This window comes from Defluviitalea phaphyphila, assembly GCF_001466305.1.
GTDB classification, from domain to species: Bacteria; Bacillota; Clostridia; order Lachnospirales; family Defluviitaleaceae; genus Defluviitalea_A; species Defluviitalea_A phaphyphila.
The window spans coordinates 1-15,378 of sequence record NZ_JWID01000011.1 but is presented as its reverse complement, the minus strand read 5'-3'; the positions used below and the strand labels follow the sequence as shown (position 1 = coordinate 15,378).

Genomic DNA, 15,378 nt, shown 5'->3' with positions numbered 1-15,378 from the left:
TATAAAAGAAAATCAATGCTCTCGTCTTGTGACGAGAGTTTTTAATATTATATATTATAATATGAAAGGAAGAAAAAAATGGATTTTAAATTACAAATAGCAGATTTACTTAATAGTAAATTTAAAGATTTTTCTAAAGAAGAAATAATTTCTATGATAGAAATTCCTCCCAATCCTGAAATGGGAGATTATGCATTTCCTTGTTTTAGATTAGCTAAAATATTTAGAAAGTCACCAGCTCAAATAGCAGAAGATACGGTTAAAGTTATAGAAAAGCCAGATTTTATAAAAGAAATCAAGAATGTATCAGGATATATAAATTTCTATATTGATAAAACAAAATTTGCTTTTTATGTATTATCAGAAGTATTAGATAAGAAAGAAACTTATGGGTCTTCTAATGAAGGAAATGGAAAAAACATAGTTATAGATTACTCAGCTCCTAATATAGCAAAACCTTTTCATGTAGGACATTTAAGGTCTACAGTTATAGGAGGAAGTATTTATCGCATATTTAAAAAATTAGGGTATAACTGTATAGGAGTTAATCACTTAGGAGATTGGGGAACACAATTTGGTAAATTAATAGTAGCTTATAAAAAGTGGGGAAGTAAAGAAGCAGTAGAAAAAGACGGGATAAAAGAATTAATGAGAATTTATGTTTTATTTCATGAAAAAGCAGAAAAAGACCCGTCCTTAGAAGAAGAAGCAAGAAAATGGTTTACTAAGATGGAAAACGGAGATAAAGAAGCATTAGACCTTTGGAATTGGTTTAAAGATATTAGTTTAATAGAATTTAATAAAGTATATGATCTTCTTGGCATTAAATTTGATTCCTATGCTGGAGAAAGTTTTTATAATGATAAAATGGATAAAGTAATAGAAGAATTAGAACAAAAAGGGCTCCTTAAAGAAAGTGAAGGAGCAAAAATAGTTGAACTAGAAGATATGCCTCCATGTCTTATTACTAAAAAAGATGGAAGTACTCTTTATGCAACTAGGGATATAACAGCTGCTATTTACAGAAAAAATACTTATGACTTTAATAAATGTATTTATGTAACGGCTTTAGCTCAAAATCTACACTTTGCTCAATGGTTTAAGGTAATAGAAAAAATGGGATATGATTGGTATAAAGATTTAATTCATGTTCCATTTGGACTAGTTAGTATGGAAACAGGAAAACTTTCTACAAGAAAAGGAAATGTAGTTTTATTAGAAGAAATATTAAAAGAAGCTATTGAAAAAACAAAACAAATTATTAATGATAAAAATCCAAACTTAGAAAATAAAGATATAATTGCAGAACAGGTAGGAATAGGAGCAGTTATTTTTAATGATTTAAGTAATAATAGAATAAAAGATGTAGTATTTTCATGGGATAAGGTATTAAATTTTGATGGAGAAACTGGTCCTTATGTACAGTATACCCATGCTAGGGCTTGTAGTGTTTTAAGAAAAGCTAATATTAATATAGATAAAGAAAAAATAGATTATAGCATTTTAACAGACCCTGCATCAGTAGAAGTAATTCGTCTTATGGAACAATTCCCAGAAAAAATAAAAGAAGCTGCTAATAAATTAGAACCATCATTTATAGCTAGATATATTATAGACCTATCTCAAGCTTTTAATAAATTTTATCATGATAATCCAATATTAGTGGAAGATGAAAAAGTAAAAATAGCTAGATTAGCCTTAGTTTATGGAGTAAAAACAATACTATATATAGGACTTGACCTCCTAGGAATAAAAGCTCCAGAAAAAATGTAATTTATTCATATTGTTTCACGTGAAACAATCTCAAAATAAACTTTTAATAATTAGTTTTTGAGATAACTTAAAATGTTTCACGTGAAACAATGTTTTTATTTATACAAAAATAATGGTATAATTAAAAAAGAAAGTTATTAGGAGGTGGGGAGATGGGAAAAGTAATAGCTATATTTAATCAAAAAGGTGGAGTTGGGAAAACCACTACTAATATAAATATTGCGTCGGGATTAGCAGAGATTGGGAAAAAAGTACTTACAATAGACATCGACCCTCAAGGAAATACGAGTAGTGGTTTAGGAATTAATAAAAATGAATTAGAAAAAACAATATACAATGTGCTTTTAGGAGAAATAGAGATAAACGATACAAAATTTAAAACCCCTATGAAAAATCTAGATCTTGTTCCAGCTAATATGAATTTAGCAGGAGCAGAAATAGAGTTATTAGATATAAAAAAAAGAGAGTACTTACTTAAAAATGCCATAAATAAAGTAAAAAATACATATGACTATATTTTTATAGATTGTCCTCCAGCAGTAAATATATTAACATTAAATGCATTAACAGCAGCAGATTCGGTATTAGTTCCTATTCAATGTGAATATTATGCCTTAGAAGGATTAACTCATCTAATAAGCACTATAAAATTAGTGCAACAAAAACTAAATCCTTCTCTTTATATAGAAGGAATTCTTTTTACTATGTATGATGCTAGAACAAATTTATCTCTTCAAGTAGTAGAAGAAGTAAAAAAATATTTTTCAAAAGAAATATATACAACCTTAATTCCTAGGAATGTAAGACTAGGAGAAGCCCCCAGCCATGGTTTACCTATAATGATGTATGATAAAAGGTCTAAAGGGGCAGAAAGTTATAAATTATTAGTCGAAGAATTTCTAGAGAGGGAGGGAGCATAATGGCAAAAAGAGGATTAGGAAAAGGGCTTTCTGCTTTAATTTCAGATATAGAACAAGAAACTAATACGGCAAAGATTTCTATGATACCAATTAATCAAATAGAACCTAATAAAGAACAACCTAGAAAAAATTTTGATCAAAATAAAATGGAAGAGTTATCAAATTCAATAAAAGAACATGGAATTATACAACCTATTATAGTAAAAAAACAAGATAATTACTATACAATAATAGCAGGAGAAAGACGTTGGAGAGCTGCTAGAATGGCAGGGTTAAAAGAAGTGCCAGTAATAATTAATGATTATACCCAAGATAAAGCTATAGAAGTTTCGTTAATAGAAAATATTCAAAGACAGGATTTAAATCCAATAGAAGAAGCCAAGGCTTTTGAAGCCCTTATTAATAATTTTTCTTTAACACAAGAAGAAGTATCAAAAAGAGTTGGTAAAAGTAGATCAGCTATTGCAAATACTTTAAGGCTTTTGCAATTAGATGAAAAAATTCAAGAATTATTGATAAATAAAGAATTAAGTGAAGGACATGCTAGGGCTTTATTAACCTTAAAAGATAAAAAAACTCAATTGTTAGTAGTAGAAAAAATTTTAAAGAATAAATTAAGTGTTAGAGAAACAGAAAAATTAATAAAAAATCTATTAAAAACTAAAAAGGAAAATAAGAAAAAAGAAATTTCTCCTATATATAAAGAAATAGAAGAAGAAATAAAAAATATTTTAGGAACAAAAGTACAAATATCGAAGGGAAAGAAAAAAGGGAAAATAGAAATCGAATATTATTCTAATAGTGATTTAGAAAGGATATTTTATTTAATTAAATCCATAGAAAACAAGAATTTAGAGGTGAAATAATGGATATCTTTATGAATATCTCAAAGTGGATTTCAATGTATAATAATATAATTTTAATATGTATTAGCATGATTTGCTTAATTTTTCTTATTGCTTTAATAATATTATCTTTTAAATTAAATAAACTAAATAAAAAATATAATCGTTTTATGAGAGGACAAAAGGGGCAATCATTAGAAACTATATTAATAGATTATATTGATAAAGTTATAAAAGTAGAAGATGAAAATAAAAAGATAAGACAAGAATGTGAAGCTATAAAGAAAAATGTTAAAGCTTGTATTCAAAAAGAAGGAATAGTAAGATATAATGCTTTTGATGATATGGGAGGAGATTTATGTTATGCAATAGCCCTTTTAGATGGATATGATGATGGAGTTGTGATAAATGGTATTCATGGTAGAGAAGGTTCATATACTTATGCAAAACCTATAGAAAAAGGTAAAAGTTCTTATACCTTATCGGCAGAAGAAGAACAAGCAATAAAATTAGCTAAATTAAATAAAGAGAAAAAATAATAAAAACACACTTCCAGGAAATAATATAACTGGAGGTGTTTTTTTATGATAATAGGAATTCAAAGAGGACTTGAAGGGATTAAAGAAAAATTAGAAGAAAGAGGCTATAAAGTAGTATATGAAGATGAATATAATTATCCAGTAGATGCTTATATATACATAGATCATCCAAACTGGATGGAAGAAAATAATAGTATAGGCGTGGTATTAACTTCCTCAGTTCAAAAAAGAGCGAAACATAAACATAATGGAATATTATTTATAAATGGGAAAAATAAAAGTATTGATGAAATAGAACAAATTATAAATAATAGAGTATATTCTCCACTATTTTAAAAAAGCAGCTTACATAGCTGCTTTTTTATTTATATTTTCATTTATATTAACTATTTTTCTAATATGATAAAGGGCTTTTCTAAAAGAAGGAATCATAAATAATATAAGGGTAAGTATCATTTCAATTCCTATATAAGATAGATTATATAGAAAAGAATAAGTTATGGCACTATATCCTTCCCAAGCATAGGAACCAAAGAAAATCCATCCTGATAAGAAACTAAATATAAACCTACCTAAAACTCCTACAGAGTATCCGTATATGATAGAATAAGGACCTTTTCTAAAGAAACCAGAAAGTCCTAATGCTCCAAAGGCAAAAGGATAATCAAGTAATATTTGAATGGGATGTACTACATATGCACCTAAAGCAAGTTGTAATATACCATAGGTAACTCCACTAAGTATTCCTTCTAAAGGACCAAACCAATATCCTATTAAAACAATAAACATCATGGAAAAAGGAGTAACAGAACCACCTTGAGGAAGTGAAAATAGAGTAAATTCAGATAAAATAGTAGCTAGAGCAATAGCAATTCCTGAATAAGTCAAAGCTCTAGAAGAAAAATTTTTGCTTTTATATAACTTTCCAATAAATAGGGCAATAAAAATTAAAGCAATAAAAATCATTATAGATTTTCCTAAAAAAGAATTAAAAAATTCATTTAGAACTTCTTCTGAAAACATAAAAAATCCTCCTTTATTCTTGTCCGCAGGAGGTTACCGAAAATCGCTTCCCTTCGCCAGTATTACCTGGATCAGGTACAAAGGGTTAGTGCTTATTAGCACACTCTCAGCCAAAAGGCTCCCCTAGCGGACATATATTTAATTTTAAAGATTATTCTTTAATATATAAAACTATATACCAAAAAATGAAAAAAGTCAATATAATACTCAAAGATATATAAGATTAGTTAGATAATTTTATGATATAATATTATAAAGTTAACCATATAAAATATAGGAGAGGAAGAATACTATGCAGTATAAAATGCTAGCAATTGATATGGATGACACTCTTTTAAGTGATGATTTAACTATTTCAAAGGAAAATCAAGAAGCTATACAAAAAGCTATAAAAAAAGGTGTAAAAATAGTTCTTTGCTCAGGAAGAGCTAGTGTAGCCTTATATTCATATTTAGAACAATTAAATTTAAAAAAAGATGATGAATATGCTATTTCATATAATGGAGCAATTACTTTTAAAACAAAAAGTTTAGAAATTATAAATCAAAAAAATATTAAAAAAGAGTATGCAAAATATTTATTTGAGTTTGCAAAAAAAGAAAATATTTATGCTCAAACTTATCAAGGAGATTATTTATTTGTAGAAAAAGCTAATGAATATACTAAAGAATATAAAAGACTAACAGGAATGGATTATATAGAGGTAGGAGATTTATCAGAATGGGTTAAAGAAGATATTGTAAAAATATTATTTCAAGGTGAAAATAAAAAATTAATTAAAATAAAGGAAAAATTAGAACCATGGGTTAGAGAAAAGTTACATATGTTTATTTCTAAACCTTTTTATTTAGAATTTACTAATATAAATACTAATAAAGGATTGGCATTAAGAGATTTAAGGAAAAGATTAGGTTTTAAAAAAGAAGAGGTAGCATGTATAGGCGATAGTTTTAATGATTTATATATGATAGAAGAGGCGCATCTTGGAGTAGCTGTAGCTAATGCTCATCCTGAAATTAAAAAAAGAGCAGATTATATAACAAAAAATGATAACAATCATGGAGCAGTAAAAGAAATAATAGAAAAATTTATATTATAGTCTGTTTATTAAAACTCTTGAATAAAATATAATAAGGGAATAATTAAGGAGTTTTTTAATGATACAATATAAAGAAATTTATAAAAAAATTTTTTTTAAACTATTAGAAGAGCTTCTATTTATCCTTATTTTTATATTTATAATCATGGGTATTTATATTCCCATTAAAAATATTTTAAATAAAACAAATAAAGGTAAAGAAACCATAAAAATTAATATTTCTAAAGAAGAAATTAAAAGTTCAATTTTAGACATGGATAAAGATAAAATAATAATTTAAAAATATGTTATAAAAATAAAAAATAGCCATGAATAATCATGACTATTTTTTATTTTATTTTATTTTCCATAATATGCTTTTTTATAAAGGTCTACTAATTCACTTACTAAAGGAAGTCTTGGATTAGCAGTTGTACATTGGTCTTCAAAAGCTCTATCTGCTAAGTATTCAACCTTTTCAAGGAATGAGTTTTCTTCTACACCACATTCTTTAATAGTTGCTGGGATATTAAGTTCTTTCATTAAGTTTCTAACAGCATTAGCTAAAGATTTAACTCCTTCTTCTGGAGTTGAAGCTGGAAGTCCTAGATGTTTTGCAATTTGAGCATATTTTTCTGGAGCAATGAATTTTTCATATTTTGGCCAAGAAACAAACTTAGTTGGACTAGTTTCACCATTGTATTCTATAACATAAGGAAGCAATATAGCATTAGCTCTTCCATGAGGTATATGGAATTCTCCTCCAAGTTTATGAGCTAAGGAGTGATTAATACCTAAGAATGCGTTTGTAAAGGCCATTCCAGCAATACAAGAAGCATTATGCATTTTTTCTCTAGCTACGGCATCATTACCATTGTGATAAGCCTTTGGTAGATATTCAAAAACTAATTCAATTGCTTTCATAGCTAGTGCATCAGTATAATCAGAAGCTAATATAGAAACATAAGCTTCAATTGCATGGGTTAATACATCAAGTCCAGTATCAGCAGTAACAGACTTTGGAACAGTCATAACAAATTCAGGGTCTACTATTGCTACATCAGGAGTTAGTTCATAATCAGCTAAAGGATATTTGATGTTTTTAGTTTTATCTGTAATAACAGCAAAGGAAGTAACTTCAGAACCAGTACCAGAAGTAGTAGGTATTGCTACCATTTTTGCTTTTTGACCCATTTTAGGGAATTTATAAATTCTTTTTCTAATATCCATAAATTTAAGAGCCATACCAGTAAAATCAGCTTCTGGATGTTCATAAAATAGCCACATTCCCTTAGCAACGTCCATAGCAGAACCACCACCAAGAGCTATAATTACATCAGGTTGAAACTTATTCATTAAGTCAACACCTTTATTAATTGTATCAAGAGATGGATCTGGTTCAACTTCACTAAATATTTCACAGTGTACATAATCAATTCTTTTTCTTAAATGATATAATACTTTATCCACATATCCAAGTTTAACCATAAAAGGATCTGTTACGATAAATGCACGGCTAATATTAGGCATTTTGCTTAAATATTGAATAGAACCTGCTTCAAAGTAAATTTTTTCTGGAACTTTAAACCATTGCATATTCACTCTTCTCTTCGCCACCCTTTTCTTATTAATTAGATTTACAGCTGTTACATTAGCAGTAGTGGAGTTTTTACCATAAGATCCACAGCCAAGAGTAAGGGAAGGCATATTAGTATTATAAATATCTCCAATAGCTCCATGAGTAGAAGGAGAATTTACAATAATACGTCCTGTTTTTAATCTATTAGAAAATTCTTCAATAACCTTATCATCATTAGAATGAATAACAGAACTATGACCAAGACCACCAAGTTCAACCATAGTTTCTGCCATTTTTATTCCTTCTTCTACATTTTTAGCTTTAACAACTGCTAAAACAGGGGATAGTTTTTCCCTAGATAAAGGATATTTTTCTCCTACTCCATCAATTTCACAACAAAGAACTTTAGTATCTTTTGGGATAGTAATACCAGCTAGTTCAGCAATTTTATAAGGAGGCATACCTACTATATTAGGATTAACTGCCATTTTTTCTAAATTAATAACTACTGGTTCTAATTTTTTAACCTCTTCTTTAGTTGCAAAGTAACATTTATGAGCCTTCATAAAATCAGTTACTTCTTTATATATAGGAGCTTCAATAATAGCAGCTTGTTCAGAAGCACAAATCATACCATTATCAAAGGATTTAGAAAGAATGAGGTCAGTAGCAGCTCTTTTTACATCTGCAGTTTTTTCAATAAAACATGGAACATTACCAGGTCCTACTCCAAGAGCAGGTTTACCAGTAGAATAAGCAGCCCTAACCATACCAGAACCACCAGTTGCTAAAACTAATGATACATTAGGATGATTCATAAGATATTGAGTTGCTTCAATAGAGGGACTTTCAATCCATTGAATACAATTTTTAGGAACACCTGCTTCGATAGCTGCATCTCTAAGAATTCTTGCAGCTTCAGCAGAACATTTTTGAGCAGATGGATGGAAAGCAAAAATAATAGGATTTCTTGTTTTAGCAGAGATAATAGATTTAAACATAGTAGTAGAAGTAGGATTAGTTACAGGAGTTACTCCTGCTATAATTCCAACAGGTTCTGCTATTTCCATATAATCTTCTTCATCATTTTCATTTATAATTCCAACAGTTTTTTCATACTTAATGCTATGATAAATATATTCTGTTGCAAAAATATTTTTAATAATTTTATCTTCATAAATACCTCTTTTGGTTTCATCAACAGCAAGCTTTGCAAGGTACATATGTTTATCAAGTCCAGCTAAAGCCATAGTCTTAACAATATTATCAATAGAATCTTGGTCTAACTTCATGTATTCACTAAGTGCTTGTTCTGCATTTTTAACTAGAGTATCCACCATAGTTTTAACATCTACTTGTGGAGTTTTTTCAACTTTTTTTTCTGCCATAATAAAACCTCCTTAAAATATGTTAAAAATTTAACAAATAGATTAAAATAAAAAAAAGGGGTAAAAACTTCGTTTGTTTTTTTATTAACATTTGTCTAAATGATATCATGAAATAATAGTATATGTCAACTAATATTAATAATAAAATTTATATAAAAATAACAAAAAAAATTTCTAAAACATGTTAAACATCACTAATTTATTAAGGGATATATAAAAATATTAATGATAAAAAAATAACGATTAGAAAAAAGTACCTGGGCTTCAGGGGGGAGAAGCTCCAGGTTGAGGGGGGATTTAGCGATGTACCTTACATTGGGTACACTTAAATAATAACCATTATATTTAAGTTTTATACATTATTTATTGAAAAAATTTTTATGTATGCTATAATAAAATAAACTATACGGATAAAATGGCGATGAAGAAAGAATAGTCTTATATTTCTATTAAAGAGAGTCAGTGGTAGGTGTAAACTGATATAGAATATAAGATGATCCACTTTCTTAGCTGCTGATGATGAATCAGAAGGTTTGTGACCTTTATCTCACTTAAAGGGGTTATATTTTTATATAACAAGATAGGTGGCAACGCGGGGAACTCTCGTCCTTTTTTAAAGGATGGGGGTTTATTTTTATATAGAAGGGAAAAATTAATATAAAATAAATAAGGAGGAATAACATGCTAGATGTAAAATTATTAAGAAATAACTTTGAAGAAGTAAAAAAAGCTTTACAAGGAAGAAAAGAAGATTTTAATTTAGATGATTTTAAAGATTTAGATGAAAAAAGGAGAAGTATTTTAAAAGAAGTAGAGCAATTAAAAAACAAACAAAATACTGTATCAAAACAAATTCCCCTTATGAAAAAAGAAGGTAAAGATGTATCTAAAATTTTAGAAGAAATGAAAAGCTTATCTAATAAAATAAAAGGACTAGATAGTGAATTAAAAGAAGTAGAAGAAAAATTAGAAAACCTTCTTTTAACTATTCCTAATATTCCGCACCCTTCTGTACCTAAAGGAGATAGCGATGAAGATAATGTAGAAATAAGAAGATTTGGAACTCCAAGAGAGTTTAACTTTGAACCAAAACCCCATTGGGATTTAGGTGAAGAATTAGATATATTAGATTTTGCAACAGCAGCAAAAATAACAGGAGCAAGATTTACAGTTTATAAAGGACTAGGGGCAAGATTAGAAAGAGCTCTTGTTAATTTTATGTTGGATATTCATACTACAAAACATGGGTATGAAGAAGTATTTCCACCATTCATGGTTCATAGGAGAAGTATGATAGGAACAGGACAACTTCCTAAATTTGAAGAAGATGCTTTTAAAGTAGAAAATACAGACTACTTTTTAGTTCCAACTGCAGAAGTTCCTGTGACTAATATGTATAGAGATCAAATTTTAGATGGAAATAAACTTCCTATAAAACATTGTGCCTATACAGCTTGTTTTAGAGCAGAAGCTGGGTCCGCAGGTAGAGATACAAGAGGAATTATTAGACAGCATCAATTTAATAAAGTAGAATTAGTTAAATTTACAAAGCCAGAAGATTCCTATGAAGAATTAGAAAAATTGACAAAAGATGCAGAAGAAATACTACAGCTTTTAGAAATACCTTATCGTGTTGTAAAAATATGTTTAGGAGATTTAGGATTTACTGCAGCAATGAAATACGATATAGAAGTATGGATGCCAAGCTATAATAGATATGTAGAAATATCTAGTTGTAGTAATTTTGAAAGCTTTCAAGCAAGAAGAGCCAATATAAAGTATAAGGATAAAATAGAGGATAAAGCTCAGTTTGTACACACTCTTAATGGTAGTGGAGTTGCTGTAGGAAGAACTACTGCAGCTATTTTAGAAAATTTCCAAGAAGAAGATGGAAGCATAATAATTCCAAAAGTTTTAAGACCATACATGGGTAATATAGAAAAAATAACCAAAAAATAAAGAGCCTAGGCTCTTTATTTTTTGGTTATTTTTAATCATTAAATAAAGATTCTATAATTTTAATAGCGTCTTCATCAACTACCTTATAAGTAATCTCAAGTCCACATCTATCCCCTTGTATAATACCTGCAGCTTTTAATTTAGATATATGTTGAGATACGGTGGACTGAGGGAGTCCAATACAGCTTTGCATATGGGATACATTACAACCTCCTCTATCTATAAGTCGTTTTACTATACAAAGTCTAGTAGGATGTCCTAATGCTTTTAAAATTTCTGCCTTCTTTTCAAATGCTTTTATATCCATATACTCACTCCAATATTTTTTAAATATTATAATATTATGATAACATATATAAGTCAGTATAATACAAAAAAATTTGAAATGCAATTTATATGTGCGTTAGCACAATTTATTTTGTGCTAAGATTTATTGATAAAGATAAATGATATGTTATAATATGCTTAAATTACAAAAAAAATTAAAAAATACGGCAAAGAAGCCTGTTCTAGTAACTAGAACAGGCTTTTGCTATATAAGAGGTGGTATGTTATGAAAACAGAAATAAATGAAATTAGTAAAATGTCAACCCAATATAATTTACATTCATGGTCTGTTCAAGGTAAAATAAATCCAATTGTAATGACTAAAGCAGAAGGAATTTATTTTTGGGACGAAAAAGGAAAACGTTATTATGATATGTCTTCTCAATTAGTAAATGTAAATATTGGACATGGAAATAAAAAAGTAATTAAAGCAATTCAAGACCAAGCTGAAAAATTAGCATTTGCAGCACCTTCATTTGCAGTTGATGTAAGGTCAAAACTTGCAAAAACTATAGTGGAATTAGCACCAGATAATATGGGAAAGGTATTTTTTACTTTAGGTGGAGCTGATGCTAATGAAAATGCTATAAAAATAGCTAAAATGTTTACAGGACGTAATAAAATTTTCTCAAGATATCGTTCATATCATGGAGCCACATATGGTGCAGCTAATTTAACAGGAGAACCTAGAAGATTTACTTGTGAACCAGGTATTACTGGATTTGTGAAATTTTTTGATCCATATCTTTATCGTGCTCCTATAACTTTTAAAAGTGAGGAAGAAGCCACTAAATACTATATTGATCAATTAAGAGAACAAATTATTTATGAAGGAAGAGAATCAGTGGCAGCCATATTTTTAGAAACTATCACAGGAAGTAATGGAATCATTATACCTCCAAAGGGATATATGCAAGGTGTAAGAGAGATTTGTGATGAATTTGGAATTTTAATGGTATGCGATGAAGTAATGTGTGGTTTTGGAAGGACTGGAGAATGGTTTGGAATCAATAACTATGATGTAAAACCAGATATTATAACTTTTGCAAAAGGAATTACTTGTGGTTATGCACCTCTTGGAGGAGTTATTGTAAGCAAAGAAATAGCAGATTATTTTGATAATAATTTTTTAAGCTGTGGACTTACATATTCTGCTCATTTATTAGGATGTGCCGCAGGCTTAGCAACTATAGAAGTATATAAAGAAGAAGGCTTAATAGAAAAAGCAAAGAAAAGAGGAGCTTATTTAGGAAAATTATTAGAAGAACTTAAATCAAAACATCCATGTGTAGGAGATGTTAGGTATATAGGATTATTTTCATCAATAGAATTAGTAAAAGATAAAGAGACTAAAGAACCTTTAGTTGAATATGGTAAAGACCCAGATGGAATTATGAATAAAATATTAGGAATGTTAAAAGCAGAAGGATTTTATCATTATTCCCATGAAAATATATTAATTATCGCACCTCCATTAATAATTACAGAAAAAGAACTTGATGAATCAATGAAAATTATGGATAAAGTATTAAGTGAAGTCGATAAAATGTTATAATAGTTGTATTACAATTATTTTTATATAGGAGGAAATTTATGAGTTTAAAATATCATATGCCCACAAAAGTTTTTATAGGGGAAAATTGCATTATCGAAAATAAGGAAGTATTTAAATCATTAGGAAAGAAGGCATTAATTGTAACAGGAGCCCGTTCAGCTAAAATAAATGGGTCACAATCAGATGTTATATCTGCCCTTGATTCAGTAGGAATTAGTTACTTAATATTTGATAAAGTTATGAGTAATCCAACTATAGCTTGTGTTTATGAAGGAGCTAAAATAGCAAGGGAAAATAATGTAGATTTTATAATAGCTATTGGTGGAGGTTCTCCAATGGACGCTGGTAAAGCTATAGCTTTATTAGCAGCTCAGGATATAAAAGAAGAAAATTTATTTTCTGGAGTTTATGAAAATAAAGTTTTACCAATGGTATATATTCCTACAACAGCAGGGACTGGTTCTGAAGTTACTCAATACTCCATTTTAACCAATGATAAAGCTAAAACTAAAATGAGTATTGCAACAGAATTAATATTTCCTACTATTGCATTTTTAGATGCTAAATATACCTTACAATTACCTTTAACAACAACTATTAATACAGCAGTGGATGCCCTATCCCATGCAGTAGAAGGAATGCTTTCTATTAAAGCTTCATTTATCAGTGATACGCTAGCTTGTGAAAGCATTAAAATGATTACAAATTGTATTCCAAAAATATTAAAATCCTTAAAAAATCCTGATATTGTAATTGATAAAAATACAAGAGAACAATTATTATATGCATCTTTTATGGCGGGGATTGTTATTGCACAAACGGGAACAACAGCCGTTCATGCAATGGGATATTCCCTAACATATTTTAAAGATATTGACCATGGAAGAGCAAATGGATTATTACTAGGAGAATTTTTAAAATTTGTGGAAAAAGAAAATCCAGACCGTATCAAAAAAATATTAGAAGCAATGAATCTTAACAGTACAGAAGAATTTATTAACCTTATGGATGAATTACTTGGCACAAAAGAAAATATTACTCGTGATGAAATAGATGAATACAGTGATATAGCAATGAAAACTAAAAACATAAGTAATTGCATTGTTAAACCTAAAAAAGAAGACTTAATTAAAATGTATCAAGAAGTTTTTAATTAATAATATATTTAAATTAAAAAATAAGATTAAAAAGGCAACGAAGCTTTTATAATAACATAGCTTCGTTGTCTTTTTTATATTTATAAAAAAGACTTAAAGAGATATTTATCTAACATTTTACTACATCACTATATCAAACACAAGGATATGGTAAGATTATTACATGATTATTGCACTTTTACTTGTATATTTATTTTGTATATGGTTAACAGAAAGTAGATTGTCAGATATATTTGAAAATATGTGACAATTAGTTTTAGAAGTATTAATGAATTAACTGATGAATTATCAGAAAAATATTTAGTTGTATAACTTTAATATTTAAAACTTTTTAAGAAATTTTTTTTAATATGTTTTAATCTATGAAATACAAAAAGGATTTAATAATATACATTGACAGGGTAAAATCAATGTGATATACTATACCAAGCGGTAATGGAGAAGTACTCAAGTGGCTGAAGAGGTGCCCCTGCTAAGGGCATAGGTCGAGTAATCGGCGCGAGGGTTCAAATCCCTCCTTCTCCGTTTTAAAAAAATAAACTCTGCATATGCAGGGTTTATTTTTTTTGTCTTGATTTTGGATTTTTAGATTTTTTAATAAAATATAGTTGAAAAATGGAAAATTTGTTGCTATACTATGTTTTAAAAGTAAAAATTTTTAAATAATTTAATAAGTGGAGGGTAAAAGATGAATGAACAATTAATAAAATCCTTGACCCAAATTATAATAAACATATCGCAAAATAAAGATAAACTTTTAAATGAGAAAAAACTAAAATATAAGATGACTTTTAATGAAATGAGAGTTATGGAAATCATAGGTACTAGTAAAAATCCGAAAAAGATGAAAGATATAGCAAAAATTATGGGGATGACAAAAGGAGGTATAACTTTTTTAATAGATAAATTAGAAAAAAAAGGATTAGTTAAAAGACAAAAGAACGAAGTTGATAGAAGAGTATTATACATAGAACTTACAAAAAAAGGGGAAAGATTTTTCACAGAATATAGCAAGAATAAATATGATATATTATACAAATGGGTAGAAAATATGAACCCTTCCAACAAACAAGTTGTAATGGAAGAATTTAATAGGGCTTTAGAAATAGTAGAACAGTCAGTATAAGTAAAAAGTAAAGCAAAATGCTTTTCTAAATTGCAATATTAAATGCAACACTTATGTTTAGTAGAAATCATGCTTGATTTTAGGTGTTAAAGTATAAAATTAGCCTTAA

Annotated in this window: 14 protein-coding genes, 1 tRNA gene, 1 riboswitch and 1 other annotated feature; of the genes, 12 read left to right on the top strand and 3 right to left on the bottom strand. The window is 28.2% G+C overall.

The features are described 5' to 3' along the window. Positions 1 to 78 precede the first annotated feature (78 nt). The 5 genes from argS (at position 79) to OM90_RS08060 (ending at position 4,413) form a co-directional block, all read left to right on the top strand. On the top strand, positions 79 to 1,773 hold the full coding sequence (gene argS, locus OM90_RS08080; protein WP_058486388.1) for an arginine--tRNA ligase: 1,695 nt from the start codon (positions 79 to 81) through the stop codon (positions 1,771 to 1,773). A gap of 152 nt (positions 1,774 to 1,925) precedes the next feature. Then, complete coding sequence (locus OM90_RS08075; RefSeq protein ID WP_058486387.1) at positions 1,926 to 2,693, top strand: ParA family protein; 768 nt, start codon at positions 1,926 to 1,928, stop codon at positions 2,691 to 2,693. Continuing rightward, a complete protein-coding gene (locus tag OM90_RS08070) occupies positions 2,693 to 3,559 on the top strand; it encodes a ParB/RepB/Spo0J family partition protein (RefSeq protein WP_058486386.1) in 867 nt (288 codons plus the stop codon). Before OM90_RS08075 ends, OM90_RS08070 begins: the two co-directional genes overlap by 1 nt. Beyond that, positions 3,559 to 4,077: a DUF4446 family protein gene (locus OM90_RS08065; protein WP_058486385.1), complete on the top strand. Its 519-nt coding sequence runs from the start codon at positions 3,559 to 3,561 to the stop codon at positions 4,075 to 4,077. The genes OM90_RS08070 and OM90_RS08065 overlap by 1 nt, the downstream gene beginning before the upstream one ends. Before the next feature lie 45 nt (positions 4,078 to 4,122). Beyond that, positions 4,123 to 4,413, top strand: coding sequence for a YkuS family protein (locus OM90_RS08060; protein ID WP_058486384.1), 291 nt, complete (start codon positions 4,123 to 4,125; stop codon positions 4,411 to 4,413). A gap of 9 nt (positions 4,414 to 4,422) precedes the next feature. Here OM90_RS08060 and thiT read toward each other — a convergent pair whose 3' ends face one another. Then, entirely contained in the window at positions 4,423 to 5,100 is a 678-nt protein-coding gene (thiT, locus tag OM90_RS08055) for an energy-coupled thiamine transporter ThiT (protein WP_064505519.1), read from the bottom strand. Between the two features lie 31 nt (positions 5,101 to 5,131). After that, positions 5,132 to 5,235: riboswitch (TPP riboswitch) on the bottom strand. Between the two features lie 157 nt (positions 5,236 to 5,392). Here thiT and OM90_RS08050 point away from each other — a divergent pair. Together OM90_RS08050 and OM90_RS08045 are read left to right on the top strand one after the other, a co-directional pair. Further along, positions 5,393 to 6,199, top strand: coding sequence for a Cof-type HAD-IIB family hydrolase (locus tag OM90_RS08050; protein WP_058486383.1), 807 nt, complete (start codon positions 5,393 to 5,395; stop codon positions 6,197 to 6,199). A gap of 58 nt (positions 6,200 to 6,257) precedes the next feature. Beyond that, positions 6,258 to 6,479, top strand: a complete 222-nt coding sequence (locus OM90_RS08045; RefSeq protein ID WP_058486382.1) for a hypothetical protein — start codon at positions 6,258 to 6,260, stop codon at positions 6,477 to 6,479. Positions 6,480 to 6,538: 59 nt separating this feature from the next. Here OM90_RS08045 and adhE read toward each other — a convergent pair whose 3' ends face one another. Further along, positions 6,539 to 9,145: a bifunctional acetaldehyde-CoA/alcohol dehydrogenase gene (adhE, locus tag OM90_RS08040; protein WP_058486381.1), complete on the bottom strand. Its 2,607-nt coding sequence runs from the start codon at positions 9,143 to 9,145 to the stop codon at positions 6,539 to 6,541. A 412-nt stretch (positions 9,146 to 9,557) separates the two neighbouring features. Next, positions 9,558 to 9,759 (top strand) — a binding site (T-box leader). 67 nt (positions 9,760 to 9,826) lie between these two features. Between adhE and serS the strand changes: the two genes are divergently transcribed. After that, entirely contained in the window at positions 9,827 to 11,104 is a 1,278-nt protein-coding gene (gene serS / locus OM90_RS08035; RefSeq protein ID WP_058486380.1) for a serine--tRNA ligase, read from the top strand. 31 nt (positions 11,105 to 11,135) lie between these two features. Here serS and OM90_RS08030 read toward each other — a convergent pair whose 3' ends face one another. After that, positions 11,136 to 11,411 (bottom strand): ArsR/SmtB family transcription factor, encoded by a 276-nt coding sequence (locus OM90_RS08030; RefSeq protein ID WP_058486379.1) that lies wholly within the window; start codon positions 11,409 to 11,411, stop codon positions 11,136 to 11,138. Between the two features lie 246 nt (positions 11,412 to 11,657). Here OM90_RS08030 and OM90_RS08025 point away from each other — a divergent pair, with 246 nt between their 5' ends. From OM90_RS08025 to OM90_RS08010, 4 genes are all read left to right on the top strand, one after another. Beyond that, positions 11,658 to 12,986, top strand: coding sequence for an aminotransferase class III-fold pyridoxal phosphate-dependent enzyme (locus OM90_RS08025; protein WP_058486378.1), 1,329 nt, complete (start codon positions 11,658 to 11,660; stop codon positions 12,984 to 12,986). 38 nt (positions 12,987 to 13,024) lie between these two features. Next, entirely contained in the window at positions 13,025 to 14,143 is a 1,119-nt protein-coding gene (locus OM90_RS08020) for an iron-containing alcohol dehydrogenase family protein (RefSeq protein ID WP_058486377.1), read from the top strand. A gap of 437 nt (positions 14,144 to 14,580) precedes the next feature. After that, positions 14,581 to 14,668 (top strand) — tRNA-Ser (locus OM90_RS08015). A 163-nt stretch (positions 14,669 to 14,831) separates the two neighbouring features. Then, on the top strand, positions 14,832 to 15,269 hold the full coding sequence (locus OM90_RS08010) for a MarR family winged helix-turn-helix transcriptional regulator (RefSeq protein WP_058486376.1): 438 nt from the start codon (positions 14,832 to 14,834) through the stop codon (positions 15,267 to 15,269). Positions 15,270 to 15,378: the final 109 nt, after the last annotated feature.

Coding starts and splice junctions, on each gene's coding strand:
- OM90_RS08070 (WP_058486386.1), top strand. CDS start 2,693: ATGGCAAAAAGAGGATTAGGAAAAGGGCTTTCTGCTTTAATTTCAGAT.
- OM90_RS08025 (WP_058486378.1), top strand. CDS start 11,658: ATGAAAACAGAAATAAATGAAATTAGTAAAATGTCAACCCAATATAAT.
- OM90_RS08075 (WP_058486387.1), top strand. CDS start 1,926: ATGGGAAAAGTAATAGCTATATTTAATCAAAAAGGTGGAGTTGGGAAA.
- OM90_RS08020 (WP_058486377.1), top strand. CDS start 13,025: ATGAGTTTAAAATATCATATGCCCACAAAAGTTTTTATAGGGGAAAAT.
- argS (WP_058486388.1), top strand. CDS start 79: ATGGATTTTAAATTACAAATAGCAGATTTACTTAATAGTAAATTTAAA.
- OM90_RS08060 (WP_058486384.1), top strand. CDS start 4,123: ATGATAATAGGAATTCAAAGAGGACTTGAAGGGATTAAAGAAAAATTA.
- thiT (WP_064505519.1), bottom strand. CDS start 5,100: ATGTTTTCAGAAGAAGTTCTAAATGAATTTTTTAATTCTTTTTTAGGA.
- serS (WP_058486380.1), top strand. CDS start 9,827: ATGCTAGATGTAAAATTATTAAGAAATAACTTTGAAGAAGTAAAAAAA.
- OM90_RS08050 (WP_058486383.1), top strand. CDS start 5,393: ATGCAGTATAAAATGCTAGCAATTGATATGGATGACACTCTTTTAAGT.
- OM90_RS08010 (WP_058486376.1), top strand. CDS start 14,832: ATGAATGAACAATTAATAAAATCCTTGACCCAAATTATAATAAACATA.
- OM90_RS08030 (WP_058486379.1), bottom strand. CDS start 11,411: ATGGATATAAAAGCATTTGAAAAGAAGGCAGAAATTTTAAAAGCATTA.
- OM90_RS08045 (WP_058486382.1), top strand. CDS start 6,258: ATGATACAATATAAAGAAATTTATAAAAAAATTTTTTTTAAACTATTA.
- adhE (WP_058486381.1), bottom strand. CDS start 9,145: ATGGCAGAAAAAAAAGTTGAAAAAACTCCACAAGTAGATGTTAAAACT.
- OM90_RS08065 (WP_058486385.1), top strand. CDS start 3,559: ATGGATATCTTTATGAATATCTCAAAGTGGATTTCAATGTATAATAAT.